The organism is Stenotrophomonas sp. Ps181 (assembly GCF_025697425.1).
GTDB classification, from domain to species: domain Bacteria; phylum Pseudomonadota; class Gammaproteobacteria; order Xanthomonadales; family Xanthomonadaceae; genus Stenotrophomonas; species Stenotrophomonas sepilia.
The window spans coordinates 18,493-34,982 of sequence record NZ_JAHWBI010000011.1; the positions used below are offsets into that span (position 1 = coordinate 18,493).

Here is a 16,490-nt window from a genome sequence, read left to right on the forward strand (position 1 = left end):
GCGCGTGGTTCCATCCCGTATCGGTAGTGCCGGCCGCTGGCCGGCAACCCCAATGATCCAACCACCCCGAGGTTGCCGGCCAGCGGCCGGCACTACCACAGGCGAGGCACATCCGCCACGGCAGCGCCCTCAATCATGCCTCGTTGGCCGGGCAGACGGTGGCGGCCGATTCGGCCGGCGCCGGGCGCAGGCCCAGCGCGATCACCACGCCGAACAGTGAAAACAAGGCGGCACCGTACTCGGCGCGCACCAGCCCGGCCAGTGCGCTCGGCGAACCGGCTGCACCCGCATCGGCATTGGCTACCATCACCAGCACCGCCAGGCCCAGCGCACCACCGATCTGCTGCGCGGTCGCCGCCATGCCAGATGCAACGCCCTGCTGTGCGGACGGCACGCCCTGCCCGGCCACGATCCACATCGAGGTCCAGGTCATGCCCTGGCCGATGCTCAGCACTACCACGCCGGGCAGCAGCGGCCAGAAGTTCGCGCCGTGCGGCAGCGTCGCGGCCACCCAGGCGATGCCGACGGCGCCGGCCAGCTGGCCGAGCACCAGCACCTTGCCTGCACTCCAGCGCTTCAGCGCCCACTCGGCCAGCTGGATGCCGACCGTGCACACCGCCGTCGCCGGCAGGAACGCCAGGCCGGCCTGCAGCGGGCTCCAGCCGTAGCCATCCTGGAAATACAGCGCCATGAAGTAGTACTGCACCCCATAGCTGCTCATGAACGCGAAGGTCAGGCCCAGTGCCGCGCGCAGGCCGGGCAGGCGCAGCAGCGCGAACTGCATCAGCGGATCGCGGCTGCGTTCTTCGATCTGCACGAACGCCACCAGCAGCAGCGCCGACAGCAGCAGGCAGCCCAGCGTGGCCGGCGCCGTCCAGCCCCACTCCGGCCCTTGCACGAGGGTAGTGACCAGCAGGCTGCCGCCGGCAGTGACGGTGATGCAGCCGGCCAGATCGAACGAGCGGCCCTGCGCACGCGGGCCATCGGCCGGCAACCACGCGCCCGCAGCGACCGCGCAGGTGGTGGCCAGCGGCACGATCACCGCCAGCACCGCCGGCCAGCCGAACGCCTGGGTCAGCACGCCACCGAGCAGCGTGCCCAGCGCCAGGCCCACCGCGCTGGCCATGCTCCAGATCGCAAGTGCGCGGTTGCGCACCGGACCTTCCGCATACAACGTGTTGATCAGCGCCAGCGTGGCCGGGAACAGCAGTGCCGCGCCGATGCCCTGCGCCGCACGCGCGATGATCAGCAGGGTGGCGTTCGGCGCCAGCGCGCCGAGCAGCGACGCCAGTGCGAACAGCAGCATGCCCAGCCGGTAGAAGCGGCGACGGCCGATCAGGTCGGCGGCGCGGCCACCCAGCAGCAGGCTGCCGCCGAACGCCACGGTGTAGGCACTGACCACCCATTGCAGCTGCTGTGCGTTGATCTCCAGCGCACGCCCCATGTCATGCAGGGCGACGAAGATGATGGTGGCGTCCAGGGCGATGATCAGCTGGGCGGTGGCCAGCAGGGCCAGCGCCCAGCGCGGGTACTTGAGGGGAGGCATCGACGGTCCGGTGCTGTGGGGGAGCGCAGTCTCATTGATGCAGAGCTATCAATAAACCCCTTTACAGCCATATCTGTCATGATTTTCAGCATGAATGGAACCTCGATGGACCTCAATGCCGTGCGCATGCTGGTGCAGGTGGCCGAAGCACGCAGTTTCACCGTCGCCGCCGGGCAGCTGGGCCTGAGCCAGTCAGGCCTGTCGCGCGCGATCAGTCGGCTGGAGGCCATGCTGGGGGTGAAGCTGCTGCAGCGGAACACCCGCAACGTGGCACTGACCCCGGATGGTCGCCAGTTCGTCGATCAGGTCGCTCCTCTGCTGTGCGGTCTCGAGGACGCCGAACGCCAGTTGGCCGACCGTCCGTGCACACCCTCGGGCACTCTGAAGATCAGTGCGCCCTCGATGTTCGGGCGCAAGGTGCTGGTACCGCTGCTGGGGCCGATGCTGCAGCAGCACCCACAACTGCAGGTGGAAGCCGTGCTCAACGACCGCCTGGTCGATCTGGTCGAGGAAGGCTTCGATGCCGCCCTGCGCACCGGCGTCATCGCCGACCAGCGCATCGTCGCGCGGCCACTGCGGCCGCTGCGCTGGGTGACGGTGGCCAGCCCGGACTACCTCGACCGCTGTGGCGCGCCCGACGATGTGGCCGCCCTGCGGGATCATGCCTGCCTGGCGGTACGCAACCTGCGCAGTGGCCGGCTGGTGGACTGGCAGTTCCTGCAGGACGGGCAGCTGCGTGAGTTCACGCCACCGACGCGGATGGTGTTCGACAGCGGCGATCCGCTGGTGGAAGCGGCCATCGCCGGTATCGGCATCGTGCAGGTGATGGATTTCGCCGTGGCCGACGCGCTGGCTGACGGCCGCCTGCAACGCGTGCTGCAGCCGTTCGAGGGCTGCAGCCGTGCGCTGTCGCTGATCTACCCACCGTCGCGCCAGCACTCGCCGAAGCTGCAGGTGCTGGCCGACGCGTTGCTGGCCGGGGATTGGTAGCGCCGGCCGCTGGCCGGCGTCTGCGTGGATCCAACCGTTTCCGGGTTGCCGGCCAGCGGCCGGCACTACCGCTCAGGCGAAGCTATCGGTGGCGCGCACCAGCGCGTCCACGTTCTCGGCCTCGAACGCCGAGTGGCCCGAGGCCGGGGTGATTTCCAGCTTCGCCTTCGGCCACACCTTGGTCAGGTCCCAGGCGTTGGCCAGCGGGCAGACCACGTCGTAGCGGCCGTGCACGATCACGCCCGGGATGTCGGCGATGCGGTGCGCGTCGCGCAGCAGCTGGTCTTCCACCTCGAAGAAGCCGCCGTTGACGAAGTAGTGGTTCTCGATGCGTGCAAACGCCAGCGCGAAGTGCGGGTCTTCGTGGCTGTTGATGAAGTCGTCATCGACATGCAGGAAGCTGGTCGCGCCTTCCCACACCGCCCACGCCTTGGCCGCTTCCAGGCGGGTGGTTTCGTTTTCACTGGTCAGGCGGCGGTGGAAGGCCGAGATCAGGTCATGACGCTCCACCGGCGGAATCGGCTTGAGGTAATGCTCCCACGCATCCGGGAACAGGCGGTTGGCGCCTTCCTGGTAGAACCATTCCAGCTCCCAGCGACGCAGCATGAAGATGCCGCGCAGGACCAGTTCGGTCACGCGCTGCGGGTGGGTTTCGGCATAGGCCAGGGCCAGGGTCGAGCCCCAGCTGCCACCGAACACCTGCCAGCGATCGACCTTCAGGTGCTCGCGCAGCTTCTCGATATCGGCGACGAGGTCCCAGGTGGTGTTGTCCACCAGATCCGCGTGCGGGGTGGAACGGCCAGCACCGCGCTGGTCGAACAGGATGATGCGGTACTTGGAGGGGTCGTGGAACTGGCGCATCTTGTCGCTGCAGCCGCCGCCCGGGCCACCATGCAGCATCACCACCGGCTTGCCTTCCGGGTTACCGCACTGTTCGAAGTACAGCGTGTGGCGGTCGTCGACCTTCAGGGTGCCGACGTCGTAGGGGGTGATGGCGGGGTACAGCGTACGCATGCTTGCAGCTCCAGGGTGATGCCCTGCCGGGGCAGGAGAACCTCCATTCTAGGCCGGACGCTGGCCCAGGGTGATGCGGTCGCGCTGCTCCAGGTCCTGCACGGTCTGCACCTCGACAAATCCCGTCGCCTCGAACAGTGCCCGGATCGCGGCGCCCTGGTCCCAACCGTGCTCGATCAGCAACCAGCCGCCGGGCCGCAGGTGGGCCTGGCCACCATCGACGATGCGGCGGATGTCATCCAGGCCGTCCATGCCCGAGGCCAGCGCGGTAGACGGTTCGAAGCGCAGGTCGCCCTGTTCCAGGTGCGGGTCGTCGCTGGCGATGTACGGCGGATTGCTGGCGATCAGGTCGAAGCGCACGCCCTGCAGCGGCGCATACCAGTCGTGCCCGCCCTCGGCGAAACGGACGTTGCCCAGTTCATGGCGGGCGGCATTGCGCGCGGCCACGGCCAGCGCGCCCGTGCTGGCATCGGTGGCGAGCACCTGTGCCCGGGGCCGTTCGCTGGCCAGTGCCAGTGCGATCGCACCGCTGCCGGTACCGAGGTCGGCCAGCTGCAACGCCTGGTCCGGCGGCAGTCGCTCCAGCGCCAACTCGACCAGCAGCTCGGTTTCCGGGCGCGGGATCAGCGTGGCCGGGTCGACCTCCAGGTCCAGCGTCCAGAAACCGCGACGCCCGATCAGGTAGGCAACCGGCTCACCGGCCACACGGCGGGCCAGCAAGGCTTCGAAGGTGGCCTGGTCGGCGGCGGCCAGCGGATCGGTGGCATGGGCGAACAGCCAGCTGCGCGGGCGGTCCAGTACATGCAGCAGCAGCAGTTCGGCTTCGTGGCGGGCGTCGATGCCGCCCAAGCGAGCAGTGGCGTCGGCTACGACCTGACGCAGGGTGGGTTGGGCTTGAAAGGACATGCTGCAATTGTAGAGCCGAGCCTGTGCTGGGCTGCTTCTGGCGCAGCCCAGCACAGGCTCGGCACTACAAAACCGGAATCCGTTCAGGTTCCGCCGGGCGGGATAAGGAGGGGCTATCGACCCCAGGCAGCGGTCTGGCGAGATTTCCCTTGTCACACAGTCAGTTGCAGGATGGCGATGGCAAGGTTCAGTGCCTGCTCATGGCTATTTGATAGGCTGCATCTATCAAATAGATGCAATCAATGGATTGTTCTTATCGCGAGCGAATGGGTAACCTAGCTCCTGTCGATTCACCCACTCCCCTTCACCAAGAGGAAAAATGATGTCCCTCATCAACACCCAGATCCAGCCGTTCGAAGCCAACGCCTACCACAACGGCGAGTTCATCAAGGTTTCCGACGCCAGCCTGAAGGGCCAGTGGTCCGTTCTGATCTTCATGCCGGCCGCCTTCACCTTCAACTGCCCGACCGAGATCGAAGACGCCGCTGACCACTACGCCGAGTTCAAGAAGGCCGGCGCCGAGGTCTACATCGTCACCACCGACACCCACTTCTCGCACAAGGTGTGGCACGAAACCTCGCCGGCCGTCGGCAAGGCCCAGTTCCCGCTGGTCGGCGACCCGACCCACCAGCTGACCAACGCCTTCGGCGTGCACATTCCGGAAGAAGGCCTGGCCCTGCGCGGCACCTTCATCATCAACCCGGAAGGCGTGATCAAGACCCTGGAGATCCACTCCAACGAGATCGCCCGTGACGTGTCCGAGACCCTGCGCAAGCTCAAGGCTGCCCAGTTCACCGCCGCCAATCCGAACCAGGTCTGCCCGGCCAAGTGGAAGGAAGGCGAGAAGACCCTGACCCCGTCGCTGGACCTGGTCGGCAAGATCTAACGCAGTACCGGCCTGCCGTGGCCCCACGCCACGACGCGCCCTTCATCCCCGTGCCGGTCCCCCCGCCGGCGTGGGGGTGAACCCAAGACAGCCAACGCGCGCCCGCCTTGGCCAGCCAGCCCCTTCCACGGTCGCTGTCTTGGGTTCACCCCTACCCCCAGCTGGTCCGCTACCTTGTATAGCGGTGCCACGCCCCCTGTTTGCCTGAAGCCAGGAGATGACCCGATGTTGGACGCCAACCTGCAGTCGCAGCTGAAGACCTATCTGGAGCGCGTGACCCGCCCGATCCAGATCACCGCGCACGCCGACGACGGCGCCAAGTCGCAGGAAATGCTGGACCTGCTGCAGACCCTGGAAAGCCTGTCGGACAAGATCACGCTGCGGGTCCTGCGCGATGGCCAGGGCCGCGTGCCGTCCTTCGACCTGGGCACGCCGGGCCAGGACATCCACCTGACCTTCGCCGGCCTGCCGATGGGCCACGAGTTCACCTCGCTGGTGCTGGCGCTGCTGCAGGTCGGCGGTCACCCGTCCAAGGCCACCGCCGAGCTGATCGAGCAGGTGCAGAACCTGGAAGGTGAGTACAGGTTCGAAACCTACTTCTCGCTGTCCTGCCAGAACTGCCCGGACGTGGTGCAGGCGCTGAACCTGGCCGCGGTGCTCAACCCGCGCATCCAGCACGTGGCCATCGACGGCGCGCTGTTCCAGGACGAAGTCGAGAAGCGCGAGATCATGTCGGTGCCGACCGTGTACCTCAACGGTGAAGTGTTCGACCAGGGCCGCATGACCCTGGAGCAGATCGTGGCCAAGCTGGACACCAATGCCGGCAGGCGCGATGCCGAGAAGATCGCCGCCAAGGACGCCTTCGACGTGCTGGTGGTCGGCGGTGGCCCGGCCGGTGCAGCAGCGGCGATCTACGCCGCGCGCAAGGGCATCCGTACCGGCATCGCCGCCGAGCGTTTCGGTGGCCAGGTGCTGGACACCATGGCCATCGAGAACTTCATTTCGGTGAAGGAGACCGAGGGCCCGAAGCTGGCCACGGCGCTGGAGCAGCACGTGCGCGAGTACGACGTGGACATCATGAACCTGCAGCGCGCAAGTGCGCTGGTGCCGGCCGGCGAAGACGGCCTGGTGCAGGTGCAGCTGGAGAACGGCGCGGTGCTCAAGTCGCGTTCGGTGATCCTGTCCACCGGCGCGCGCTGGCGGCAGATGAACGTGCCGGGCGAGGACCAGTACCGCAACAAGGGCGTGGCCTACTGCCCGCACTGCGATGGCCCGCTGTTCAAGGGCAAGCGCGTGGCGGTGATCGGCGGCGGCAACTCCGGTGTGGAAGCGGCCATCGACCTGGCCGGCATCGTGTCGCATGTAACCCTGCTGGAGTTCGATTCCAGCCTGCGTGCCGACGAAGTGCTGCAGAAGAAGCTGCGCAGCCTGGGCAACGTCACCGTGCTGACCAGCGCACAGACCACCGAAGTGCTCGGCGACGGCAGCAAGGTCACCGGCCTGGTCTACAAGGACCGCATCGGCGGCGATGCCCACCGCGTCGAGCTGGAAGGCATCTTCGTGCAGATCGGACTGCTGCCCAACACCGAGTGGCTGAAGGATGTGGTGGCGCTGTCGCCGCGTGGCGAGATCGTCATCGACGATCGCGGCCAGACCAACCTGCCGGGTGTATTTGCTGCTGGCGATTGCACGACGGTGCCCTACAAGCAGATCATCATCGCCATGGGCGCCGGTTCCACCGCCGCACTGAGCGCGTTCGACCACCTGATCCGCTCGTCGGTGAGCAACAGCAGCGGTGCCGTTGCTGAAGCGGCCTGATCCACCGTTCCCAGATCACCGGGAACATTGTCTGCCTGTCGGGTAACCACGCCGTCAGCCGGTCCGTTACCCCTGGGGTGTAAGGATGAACCTACGTGATCTGAAGTACCTGGTAGCCCTGGCCGACCACAAGCATTTCGGCCGGGCTGCCGCTTCCTGCTTTGTCAGCCAGCCGACGTTGTCCACGCAGATCCGCAAGCTGGAGGAAGAGCTCGGCCTGCCGCTGGTGGAACGCGCACCGCGCAAGGTGATGCTGACCCCCGCTGGCCAGGAAGCAGCAGCACGGGCACGGGTGATCGTCTCCGAAGTGGAACAGCTGAAGGAAGCGGCGCGACGCAGCCGCGATCCGGAAGCCGGCACGGTGCGCCTGGGGATCTTCCCGACCCTCGGCCCATACCTGCTGCCGCATGTGATCCCGCGCATCCGCGAGCGCTTCCCGGAGCTGGAACTGCTGCTGGTCGAGGAGAAGAGCGACGTGCTGCTGGACCGCCTGCGCGAAGGCAAGCTCGATGCTGCATTGCTGGCGCTGCCGGTGATCGACGACCAGCTGCATGCCGAGTTCCTGTTCGAGGAACCGTTCCTGCTGGCCGTCTCCGGTCGCCACCCGCTGGCCAGTCGCGAGCACCTGGATGTGCAGGAACTGGCCACGCAGAAGCTGCTGCTGCTGGAGGACGGCCATTGCCTGCGCGACCAGGCGCTGGAAGTCTGTCGCCTGTTCGGCGCCAACGAGAAGTCCGAGTTCCGCGCCACCAGCCTGGAAACGCTGCGGCAGATGGTCGCCGCCGACGTCGGCATCACCCTGCTGCCGAGCCTGTCGGTGCAGCCGCCAGTGCCGCGCTCGAACAACATCCGCCTGCTCGACTTCACCGGCGAAGGCCGTCCCAGCCGCCGCATCGCCATGATCTGGCGCCGCAGCTCGGCCATGAACGACTTCCTGATGGACCTGGCCGACCAGTTCAAGCGTCTGCCGCAGGCGCTGTTCACGCTGGAAGCGCTCGATGCCGGCAGCGATGCACCGGCCCTGCCCGGCCCCGCGCTGAACGGCTGAGCCCCCGCAGTACCGGCCTGGAATCGGCAGGAGTCGATTCCGGCCGCATTTGTCCCCACAATACAGACAGGCGGCGCCAGCAGGTGCCGCCTTTTGCATGGTTTTCAACCAAGGAGCTTCACCATGAACACCGCCAGCGGCCTGCCGCCGTCGATCACCGTTTCTACCTTCGACATGGACCGCCTGGACGCCATGCTCGAATCTCCCGCGCTGAGCCAGACGCCTGCCGCGCTCGCGCTTGCTGAAGAACTCAACCGGGCCACCGTGCTGGCACCGGACCAGATTCCCGAAGGCATCGTCATGATGCATTCGCGCGTGGAGTGCGAAGATGAGGTGTCGGGCGAGAAGCACGTCCTGACCCTGGTCTTCCCCCGCGAAGCCAACGTCGCTGAAGGCAAGGTTTCCGTGCTGGCCCCGGTCGGCAGTGCCCTGCTCGGCCTTTCGATCGGCCAGAGCATCGACTGGAACGCGCCCGGCGGCCGCAAGCTGCGCCTGCGCGTGACCGCGGTCCACAACGACCGCCCCTGATTACCGCTGCGCACCGCGCGCGATTCGATCCCCCTGCCCCAGGAGCCGTAATGAGTAACCCGTCCAAACTGTCCCAGCTGCGCGAACTGTCCGTGGTCGTTGCCGATACCGGTGACTACGAGGCGATCAAGCGCCTGCAGCCGGTGGACTGCACCACCAACCCGACCCTGGTGAAGAAGGCGCTGGACCTGCCGGTCTACGCCGAGCTGATCGAACGCGAACTGGCCTGGGGCCGCCAGCAGACGGGCGACCGCGAAGCCGTGGTGCACGCCGTGGCCGACCGCCTGACCATCGGCGTCGGCGCGCTGCTGAGCACGCTGGTACCGGGCCGGGTGTCCACCGAGGTGGATGCCGACCAGGCGCACGACACCACCGCCACCGTGGCCAAGGCCCGCCAGTTCATCCAGATGTACGCCGACGCCGGCGTGCCGCGCGAGAAGATCCTGATCAAGATCGCCGCGACCTGGGAAGGCGTGGAAGCCGCGCGCATCCTGCAGGCCGAGGGGATCGACTGCAACCTGACCCTGATCTTCAACCCGACCCAGGCGCTGGCCTGCAGCGAGGCCGGCGCGTTCCTGATCTCGCCGTTCGTCGGCCGCATCCTGGACTGGTACGTGGCCAACGGCCAGGCCCCGGCCACCATCGACGAAGACCCGGGCGTGAAGTTCGTGCGTGGCGTGTACGCCGAATTCAAGCGTCGCGGTTCGCCGACGGTGGTGATGGGCGCCTCGTTCCGTTCTACCGCGCAGATCGAAGCGCTGGCCGGCTGCGACCGCCTGACCATTTCGCCGGACCTGCTGGAGAAGCTGGACGCCGACCACGGCGCGCTGCCGCGCAAGCTGGTGGCCGGTGCAGCGGACGGCGCGGCGGTGACCCCGATCGACGCGGCGAAGTTCGCAGCAGACCTGGCAGCCGATCCGATGGCCACCGAGAAGCTGGCGACCGGTATCGATGCGTTTGCCAAGGATCTGCAGGCGCTGCGCGAGCGGATCCGCGCGGCACTGTGATTCCGGCCAACGGCTGAGCCCCTCGTGGCGGGGGCCTGGTCGCGAAGAGCGGGTCATGCGGTTGGCAGGGTGGGTAGGCCGTGCAGGGGACGCTGCAAGTACGTCCATGTAAGCTCGGTCGCCGCATCCATGCGGCTCACGCCCCTGCACGGCCTACCCACCCTGCCTTCGACAGTTTCCTGCGGCCGCCCACCACGGAAGAAAGAAAGAAGAGCAACAGCGGGTCGCGCGCTTCGCTTGCTCGCAGCCGAGCATGGCTCCGCTCTACAGAAAGCACTGCAGGACCAAACAAAAAGGACGCGGCGAACGCCGCGTCCTTTTTCTTTTCCATCAGTTCGTCACCAACCAATGCTCTTGCCCACCGTCACCGGGAAACTGTCGAAGGTGGGACGGGGGCGGCTGGCAGGACCGTTGGAGCCTTGGGCCCGAGGCATGCCTCGGGCGGGTTGGGCAGGACGCCCAACCCCGGTCTTGCCGTGTGCGCAGGACAGCGCACACGAGCAAGGCGCCATCGAGCCCCCAGGGATGGGTTTACGGCGTGTCCTGCCAGCCGCCCCCGTCCCGCCAAACCGTCAGCAACCCAGAGCCGCTTTGGCCTTGGCCTTGGCTTTCAGCGGTTGACGTTGCCCGCCGCAGGCGGACCACCGCGCGTCAGCGCGGCGCCTCCACATCCAACCCGATCGGGCAGCTCACGCCGGTGCCGCCGATGCCGCAGTAGCCGTTCGGGTTCTTCGCCAGGTACTGCTGGTGGTAGTCCTCGGCGTAGTAGTACGCCGGTGCCGGGTACACGATCTCGGTGGTGATCGGGCCGTAACCGGCCGCGGCCAGCTGCGCCTGGTAGGCCTCGCGGCTGGCCAGCGCGGCCTTGTACTGGGCTTCGTCGGTGGCATGGATCGCCGAACGGTACTGGGTGCCGGTGTCGTTGCCCTGACGCATGCCCTGGGTCGGGTCGTGGCTTTCCCAGAACAGCTGCAGCAGCCGCTCCAGGCTCACCACCGCCGGGTCGAACACCACCTGCACCACTTCGGTGTGGCCGGTCAGGCCCGAGCAGACCTCTTCATAGGTCGGGTTCGGCGTGATGCCACCTGCATAGCCGACCGAGGTGCTGTACACGCCCGGCTCGGTCCAGAACTTGCGCTCGGCGCCCCAGAAACAGCCCAGCGCAAAGCGGATCTGCTGCAGGCCGGCGAAACGGTCCTTCAACGGATGGCTGTTCACGAAGTGCTGGTTGCTGTGCAGCGGCAGCGGCTGGTCACGCCCCGGTAGCGCCTCTTCCGGACGGGGCAGGCGCTGCTTGAAGGCGCCGATGCCGAGGATGCCCTGGCCAATTCCCAACATGATGCGCTCCTACGCCGGAAGGCCGGCAATGTCGTCTGCATCGGAAATGGGGTCGGACGGGGCCTGGCCCAAGTCCAGCGCCGCCACGATGTCCTCGGCCTGCGGCCGCGCCGCATCGGGGATGCCGACCCGCAACACGCCAAACAGCGGCAGCTCTCCCATCCCGCCCAGCAGCTGCTCGCCGAACACGAAGGCCGGGATGCCGGCGTCTTCCAGGGCGTGCTTGACCAGATGGGCGTCGAACAGGTTGTCGGCCTTGTACACGATGTGCATGTGGCGGCTCCTCGGGGCAAGGGTCCAGCATACGCCTGGGGGCTGAATGGTGGCGGTGACAGCCGATGCCGGCCATGCAGGTAGTGCCGGCCGCTGGCCGGCATCCCATACCCCGCCGGGCAACCCCGCCCGGTACGCGCTAGACTGTTGGTCTTTCTGCCTTTCTTTTCGCCGACTCATGTCCGAGCACACCCCCGCCAGCCCCGAGACCCCCGCCGACAGCCACGAGAAGCGCGATTTCATCCGCCAGATCGTGCGCGAGGACCTGGCCAGCGGAAAGCACCAGGCGATCAAGACCCGCTTCCCGCCGGAGCCGAACGGCTACCTGCACATCGGCCATGCCAAGTCGATCTGCCTGAACTTCGGCATCGCCGGTGAATTCAGCGGCGTCTGCAACCTGCGCTTCGACGACACCAATCCGGCCAAGGAAGATCCCGAATACGTGGCCGCGATCCAGGACGACGTGCGCTGGCTGGGCTTCGAGTGGAACGAGCTGCGCCATGCCTCGGACTACTTCCAGGCCTATTACCTGGCCGCCGAGAAGTTGATCGAACAGGGCAAGGCTTACGTCTGCGACCTGTCGGCCGAAGAAGTGCGTGCCTACCGCGGTACCCTGACCGAGCCGGGCCGTCCGTCGCCGTGGCGCGACCGCAGCGTCGAGGAAAACCTCGACCTGTTCCGCCGCATGCGCGCCGGTGAATTCCCGGATGGCGCGCGCACCCTGCGCGCGAAGATCGACATGGCCAGCGGCAACATCAACCTGCGCGATCCGGCGCTGTACCGCATCAAGCACGTCGAGCACCAGAACACCGGCAACGCGTGGCCGATCTACCCGATGTACGACTTCGCCCATGCGCTGGGTGATTCGATCGAGGGCATCACCCACTCGCTGTGCACGCTGGAATTCGAAGACCACCGCCCGCTGTACGACTGGTGCGTGGACAACGTCGATTTCGCCCATGACGACGCGCTGACCCAGCCGCTGGTCGATGCCGGGCTGCCACGCGAAGCGGCCAAGCCGCGCCAGATCGAGTTCTCGCGCCTGAACATCAACTACACGGTGATGAGCAAGCGCAAGCTGATGGCGCTGGTCACCGAACAGCTGGTGGACGGCTGGGAAGACCCGCGCATGCCGACCCTGCAGGGCCTGCGTCGCCGTGGCTATACCCCGGCCGCGATGCGCCTGTTCGCCGAGCGCGTGGGCATCAGCAAGCAGAATTCGCTGATCGACTTCAGCGTGCTGGAAGGCGCACTGCGCGAGGACCTGGACAGCGCCGCGCCGCGCCGCATGGCGGTGGTCGATCCGGTCAAGCTGGTGCTGACCAACCTGCCGGAAGGCCACGAAGAACTGCTGACCTTCAGCAACCACCCGAAGGACGAGAGCTTCGGCAGCCGCGAAGTGCCGTTCGCCCGCGAAGTGTGGATCGATCGCGAGGACTTCGCTGAAGTACCGCCGAAGGGCTGGAAGCGCCTGGTGCCGGGGGGGGAAGTGCGCCTGCGCGGCGCCGGCATCATCCGCTGCGACGAAGTGATCAAGGATGCCGACGGCACCATCACCGAGCTGCGCGGCTGGCTCGATCCGGAATCGCGTCCGGGCATGGAAGGCGCCAACCGCAAGGTCAAGGGCACCATCCACTGGGTCAGCGCCGTGCACGGCGTGCCGGCCGAGATCCGCCTGTACGACCGCCTGTTCTCGGTGCCGAACCCGGACGACGAATCGGAAGGCAAGACCTACCGCGACTACCTGAACCCGGAATCGCGCCGTACCGTCACCGGCTATGTCGAGCCGGCCGCAGCCAGCGCCGCTCCGGAACAGTCGTTCCAGTTCGAGCGCACCGGCTATTTCGTTGCCGATCGCCGCGACCACACCGAAGCCAAGCCGGTGTTCAACCGCAGCGTGACCCTGCGCGACACCTGGTCGGCCTGAGGACCTGCGCGGGCGCCGGGATGGCGCCCGCACGACCGCGACCATGATCACCGCCCTGTCCGCCCTGCTCTGGTTCATCTCGCAGCATCCGCTGCTGACGTTCTTTTCGGCAATGGTGCTGGCCGGGCTGGTCTCGTGGTGGCGGCGCTTTCCGGGCTACGCCATCGTGGTGTTCCCGCTGGCGATGCTCAACATGTTCCTCGGCCACTTCCTCAACGCCACCTTCCTCAACCTGGTGGGCGAGCGCGGCGAAGCGGTGATCGTCAAGGCCGAGCGAACCAGCTCGACGCTCAACGAACAGTACATCTGGCGCTACGAAGGGGTGCTGCGTACCGCCGAGGGCCGCGATGTGGAAGTGGTGTTCCACACCAACACCGCCTCGCTGTGGCCGCTGGAAAACGCCATCCGCATCCCGGCGCGCGACCAGCCGTTCGTGGTCAAGTACACGCCGGGTTTCCCGCGCAACTTCGTCATCCTCACCAACGAATCACCCCACGGCATTGCCCAGGCCCAGGCCAGTGCGCGCGAGCGCGTAGAGGTAGCGGCGCGCAAGCTGCACTTCAGCCCGGGCAATGCCGAGTTCCGCGCGGACTATCGCCGCGAACTCGAAAGCTGGCTGCGCGACCACGGCAACGACCCGCAGCAGCAGTCTGACGCGCAGCGGTATCGCGCCGAACTTGACGCGCTCGACCGCTAGCACCAGGCCCGGCCTGGATGCTCCACCCGATCCATCCAAAGGCCTGACATGACCACGACGTCCATCGCCCTCCTCCCACTGCTGCAGCAGGCCCTGCAGGACGCCGGCACCGCCAGCCGCGTCGACGGCAACGCGCTGCTGCTGGACAGCGGACTGCGCCTGACCCCGCATGCGATGGCCGCACACGCGCGCGACAACGGCGGCTGGCAGACCTCCACCGTCGTCGAAAGCCAGCATCCGCGGCTGTTCGCCGATGGCCTGTTCGAGTACCAGCACGCCAACGGTACCGATGAACAGGCATCGCTGCTGGCCGGCTTCCAGGCCTGGGCACGGGTGGACCTGGTGACCCTGCAGACCGCGATCGGCGCCGAAGACGCACAGGGCCTGCCGATGATGGGCCTGACCTATCCGGCCGGCGATGACGGCCAGGAACACGAACGCACCGTGGTGCTGGGTCCGCTGGCGCATTACCGCGAGCACGAGGTGGACGCCAGCAGCTGCAGCGAGGACGACCATGGGTCCTGTCCGTGCTGCCTGTTCACCAGGAGCATGGACGCCTTCGACGAGCTGCTGAAGGCGCGCCCGTTCCTGGCCATCCGCCTGTTCGCCTCGCGCGATGCCGATGGCCTGTGCGAGGCCGATTGCCGGGTCAACGGCCACGACTTCGCCGCCGCCCTGCCCCTGCTGCGTGCCTATGCGGCCAGCTGGCCGCAGGCCGGGCTGGAATTCCGCAAGCAGTACGTGGTGATCCGCACCGGCTCGCCCGGCTGACTCACCGCCACTCCCGGTACAGGCCGGTGCGGCTACACTGCGCGCCGGTTTCCCAAGCAACCGCACTTTTCCCATCCCACACGAGGCACCCCCGCGATGCTGTACGCGCAAGTCCACCTGACCCTTCCCGCCTGGATCCACGACCAGATCGACCTGGATCGTCGATATCCGGGCGATGAGGCCAAGGTCGCGCTGGCGATCGAGCTGTCGCGGCTGAACGTCGAGCACGCCAGTGGCGGCCCGTTCGGCGCCGTGGTGTTCGGCCCGGATGACAAGGTGATCGCCGCCGGCGTGAACCGGGTGATGCCGCACGCCACTTCGCTGGCGCATGCCGAGAACATGGCCTACATGCTGGCCCAGCAACGCCTGCAGACCCCGCGCCTGAACGCGGTGCTGTCGCCGGTCACCCTGGCCACCAGCTCGCAGCCGTGCTGCCAGTGCTACGGCGCCACCGTGTGGGCCGGCATCGACCGCCTGCTGATCGGTGCCAGTGCAGCCGATGTCGAAGAACTGACGCCGTTCGACGAAGGCCCGCTGCCGGCCGACTGGGTCGGCGAGCTCAACAAGCGTGGCATCGAAGTGGTGCAGGGCCTGAACCGCGACGCCGCGCGCAGCGTGCTGCGTGCCTATGGGGAAAGCGATGGCGCCCGTTACTGAAACCGGCATCGGCCTGCTGTGCCTGTGCCGGCAGGGTTTCGAGCCCGAGCTGGCCGGCGAACTGCAGTTCCGTGCCGGCGAAGCCGGTTTCGCCGGTTATGCCCGCACCCAGCGCAATGACGGCTACGTGCTTTTCATGTGCGACGAGGCCGCGGCGCTGGCACCGCGCCTGCGCTGGCGCGAACTGATCTTCGCGCGCCAGAAGCTGGTGGTGCTGGCCGAGCTGCCACAGCTGGATCCGGCTGACCGCATCACGCCGATGCTGGAGGTGCTGGCCGATGCGCCGCGCTTCGGCGACCTGTGGGTGGAGCATCCCGATTCCGACGCTGGCAAGCCGTTGTCCGGGCTGGCGCGTGCCTTTGGCAATGCACTGCGCCCGGCGCTGCGCAAGGCCGGCAAGCTCAGCGACAAGCCGAACACCCGCCTGCCGCGCCTGCATGTGGTGTTCGTCGACGGTACCCATGCCTTCATCTGCGTGGCCGACCCGGCCGACAGCGCGCCGTGGGCACTGGGCATTCCGCGCCTGAAGCTGCTGCCCGAAGCGCCTTCGCGTTCGGCGCTGAAGCTGGACGAAGCGCTGCTGACCCTGCTGACGCCGGAAGAACGCGAGACGCTGGCCAAGCCCGGCATGCGTGCGGCCGACCTGGGCGCCGCCCCCGGCGGCTGGACCTGGGTGCTGACCCGCCAGCACATGCACGTGCTGAGCATCGACAATGGCCCGCTGCGCCAGCACGTGCTGGACACCGGCCTGGTCGAGCACCTGCGCGCCGATGGCTTCCACTGGCATCCGGAACAACCGCTGGACTGGATGGTCTGCGACATGGTCGAGCAGCCGCGCCGCGTCGCCGAACGCATGGCCACCTGGTTCCGCGAAGGCTGGTGCAGGCATGCGATCTTCAATCTGAAGCTGCCGATGAAGAAGCGCTGGGACGAGACCCGGCTGTGCCTGGACCTGTTCCAGGACCAGGCCGGGAAGGCGCTGGTGGTGCGTGCCAAGCAGCTGTATCACGATCGGGAAGAAATCACGGTGCTGGCCTCGCCGCTGCGCTGATCCGTCATCGGCGGCACAGGTTGCCGGGAGTAC

17 protein-coding genes are annotated in these 16,490 nt (G+C 67.3%); 11 read left to right on the forward strand and 6 right to left on the reverse strand.

Annotation, left to right across the window (positions count from 1 at the left end):
• Nucleotides 1-133: 133 nt before the first annotated feature.
• Nucleotides 134-1,546, reverse strand: a complete 1,413-nt coding sequence (locus tag KXV01_RS18920) for an MFS transporter (RefSeq protein WP_263468006.1) — start codon at nt 1,544-1,546, stop codon at nt 134-136.
• A gap of 105 nt (nt 1,547-1,651) precedes the next feature.
• On the opposite strand from KXV01_RS18920, the gene KXV01_RS18925 reads away from it, so the two are divergent.
• Nucleotides 1,652-2,536 carry a LysR family transcriptional regulator gene (locus tag KXV01_RS18925; RefSeq protein ID WP_099494724.1) on the forward strand — a complete coding sequence of 295 codons (885 nt, stop codon included), beginning with the start codon at nt 1,652-1,654 and terminating at the stop codon, nt 2,534-2,536.
• 72 nt (nt 2,537-2,608) lie between these two features.
• Here the strand turns inward: KXV01_RS18925 and pip are convergent, their stop codons facing one another.
• Nucleotides 2,609-3,550, reverse strand: a complete 942-nt coding sequence (gene pip / locus KXV01_RS18930) for a prolyl aminopeptidase (protein ID WP_049414509.1) — start codon at nt 3,548-3,550, stop codon at nt 2,609-2,611.
• A gap of 48 nt (nt 3,551-3,598) precedes the next feature.
• Entirely contained in the window at nt 3,599-4,456 is an 858-nt protein-coding gene (prmC, locus tag KXV01_RS18935; protein WP_099494723.1) for a peptide chain release factor N(5)-glutamine methyltransferase, read from the reverse strand.
• Between the two features lie 322 nt (nt 4,457-4,778).
• On the opposite strand from prmC, the gene ahpC reads away from it, so the two are divergent.
• From ahpC to KXV01_RS18960, 5 genes are all read left to right on the forward strand, one after another.
• The gene (gene ahpC, locus KXV01_RS18940; RefSeq protein WP_005408159.1) at nt 4,779-5,342 is read left to right on the forward strand and encodes an alkyl hydroperoxide reductase subunit C; all 564 of its coding nucleotides are present in this window, start codon (nt 4,779-4,781) and stop codon (nt 5,340-5,342) included.
• A gap of 225 nt (nt 5,343-5,567) precedes the next feature.
• Nucleotides 5,568-7,160: an alkyl hydroperoxide reductase subunit F gene (gene ahpF, locus KXV01_RS18945; RefSeq protein WP_049414507.1), complete on the forward strand. Its 1,593-nt coding sequence runs from the start codon at nt 5,568-5,570 to the stop codon at nt 7,158-7,160.
• 85 nt (nt 7,161-7,245) lie between these two features.
• Nucleotides 7,246-8,208 (forward strand): LysR substrate-binding domain-containing protein, encoded by a 963-nt coding sequence (locus KXV01_RS18950; RefSeq protein ID WP_263468007.1) that lies wholly within the window; start codon nt 7,246-7,248, stop codon nt 8,206-8,208.
• A 123-nt stretch (nt 8,209-8,331) separates the two neighbouring features.
• Nucleotides 8,332-8,736, forward strand: a complete 405-nt coding sequence (rnk, locus tag KXV01_RS18955; RefSeq protein WP_263468008.1) for a nucleoside diphosphate kinase regulator — start codon at nt 8,332-8,334, stop codon at nt 8,734-8,736.
• Between the two features lie 50 nt (nt 8,737-8,786).
• Nucleotides 8,787-9,743, forward strand: a complete 957-nt coding sequence (locus KXV01_RS18960) for a transaldolase (protein ID WP_164284250.1) — start codon at nt 8,787-8,789, stop codon at nt 9,741-9,743.
• Nucleotides 9,744-9,879: 136 nt separating this feature from the next.
• On the opposite strand, the gene KXV01_RS18965 is transcribed toward KXV01_RS18960, so the two are convergent.
• The 3 genes from KXV01_RS18965 to KXV01_RS18975 form a co-directional block, all read right to left on the reverse strand.
• Entirely contained in the window at nt 9,880-10,074 is a 195-nt protein-coding gene (locus KXV01_RS18965; RefSeq protein WP_146256757.1) for a hypothetical protein, read from the reverse strand.
• Between the two features lie 320 nt (nt 10,075-10,394).
• A complete protein-coding gene (gene msrA, locus KXV01_RS18970; RefSeq protein ID WP_032953954.1) occupies nt 10,395-11,060 on the reverse strand; it encodes a peptide-methionine (S)-S-oxide reductase MsrA in 666 nt (221 codons plus the stop codon).
• Between the two features lie 30 nt (nt 11,061-11,090).
• On the reverse strand, nt 11,091-11,354 hold the full coding sequence (locus KXV01_RS18975) for a DUF2007 domain-containing protein (RefSeq protein WP_005415362.1): 264 nt from the start codon (nt 11,352-11,354) through the stop codon (nt 11,091-11,093).
• A 178-nt stretch (nt 11,355-11,532) separates the two neighbouring features.
• On the opposite strand from KXV01_RS18975, the gene KXV01_RS18980 reads away from it, so the two are divergent.
• The 5 genes from KXV01_RS18980 to rlmM all read left to right on the forward strand — a co-directional run bounded on the left by KXV01_RS18980 (nt 11,533) and on the right by rlmM (nt 16,457).
• The gene (locus KXV01_RS18980) at nt 11,533-13,281 is read left to right on the forward strand and encodes a glutamine--tRNA ligase/YqeY domain fusion protein (RefSeq protein ID WP_100477608.1); all 1,749 of its coding nucleotides are present in this window, start codon (nt 11,533-11,535) and stop codon (nt 13,279-13,281) included.
• A 43-nt stretch (nt 13,282-13,324) separates the two neighbouring features.
• Entirely contained in the window at nt 13,325-13,978 is a 654-nt protein-coding gene (locus KXV01_RS18985; protein ID WP_049440165.1) for a membrane protein, read from the forward strand.
• 48 nt (nt 13,979-14,026) lie between these two features.
• The gene (locus KXV01_RS18990; RefSeq protein WP_049440164.1) at nt 14,027-14,749 is read left to right on the forward strand and encodes a DUF6348 family protein; all 723 of its coding nucleotides are present in this window, start codon (nt 14,027-14,029) and stop codon (nt 14,747-14,749) included.
• Nucleotides 14,750-14,845: 96 nt separating this feature from the next.
• The gene (locus KXV01_RS18995; protein ID WP_005415358.1) at nt 14,846-15,406 is read left to right on the forward strand and encodes a nucleoside deaminase; all 561 of its coding nucleotides are present in this window, start codon (nt 14,846-14,848) and stop codon (nt 15,404-15,406) included.
• A complete protein-coding gene (gene rlmM, locus KXV01_RS19000) occupies nt 15,390-16,457 on the forward strand; it encodes a 23S rRNA (cytidine(2498)-2'-O)-methyltransferase RlmM (protein WP_111097376.1) in 1,068 nt (355 codons plus the stop codon). Before KXV01_RS18995 ends, rlmM begins: the two co-directional genes overlap by 17 nt.
• Nucleotides 16,458-16,490: the final 33 nt, after the last annotated feature.

Excerpts from the sequence above, each read along its gene's own strand:
- pip (WP_049414509.1), bottom strand. The coding sequence starts at position 3,550 with ATGCGTACGCTGTACCCCGCCATCACCCCCTACGACGTCGGCACCCTG.
- KXV01_RS18965 (WP_146256757.1), bottom strand. The coding sequence starts at position 10,074 with ATGGAAAAGAAAAAGGACGCGGCGTTCGCCGCGTCCTTTTTGTTTGGT.
- KXV01_RS18960 (WP_164284250.1), top strand. The coding sequence starts at position 8,787 with ATGAGTAACCCGTCCAAACTGTCCCAGCTGCGCGAACTGTCCGTGGTC.
- KXV01_RS18995 (WP_005415358.1), top strand. The coding sequence starts at position 14,846 with ATGCTGTACGCGCAAGTCCACCTGACCCTTCCCGCCTGGATCCACGAC.
- KXV01_RS18925 (WP_099494724.1), top strand. The coding sequence starts at position 1,652 with ATGGACCTCAATGCCGTGCGCATGCTGGTGCAGGTGGCCGAAGCACGC.
- KXV01_RS18975 (WP_005415362.1), bottom strand. The coding sequence starts at position 11,354 with ATGCACATCGTGTACAAGGCCGACAACCTGTTCGACGCCCATCTGGTC.
- KXV01_RS18980 (WP_100477608.1), top strand. The coding sequence starts at position 11,533 with ATGTCCGAGCACACCCCCGCCAGCCCCGAGACCCCCGCCGACAGCCAC.
- ahpC (WP_005408159.1), top strand. The coding sequence starts at position 4,779 with ATGTCCCTCATCAACACCCAGATCCAGCCGTTCGAAGCCAACGCCTAC.
- KXV01_RS18990 (WP_049440164.1), top strand. The coding sequence starts at position 14,027 with ATGACCACGACGTCCATCGCCCTCCTCCCACTGCTGCAGCAGGCCCTG.
- ahpF (WP_049414507.1), top strand. The coding sequence starts at position 5,568 with ATGTTGGACGCCAACCTGCAGTCGCAGCTGAAGACCTATCTGGAGCGC.
- prmC (WP_099494723.1), bottom strand. The coding sequence starts at position 4,456 with ATGTCCTTTCAAGCCCAACCCACCCTGCGTCAGGTCGTAGCCGACGCC.
- rlmM (WP_111097376.1), top strand. The coding sequence starts at position 15,390 with ATGGCGCCCGTTACTGAAACCGGCATCGGCCTGCTGTGCCTGTGCCGG.
- rnk (WP_263468008.1), top strand. The coding sequence starts at position 8,332 with ATGAACACCGCCAGCGGCCTGCCGCCGTCGATCACCGTTTCTACCTTC.
- KXV01_RS18950 (WP_263468007.1), top strand. The coding sequence starts at position 7,246 with ATGAACCTACGTGATCTGAAGTACCTGGTAGCCCTGGCCGACCACAAG.
- KXV01_RS18985 (WP_049440165.1), top strand. The coding sequence starts at position 13,325 with ATGATCACCGCCCTGTCCGCCCTGCTCTGGTTCATCTCGCAGCATCCG.
- KXV01_RS18920 (WP_263468006.1), bottom strand. The coding sequence starts at position 1,546 with ATGCCTCCCCTCAAGTACCCGCGCTGGGCGCTGGCCCTGCTGGCCACC.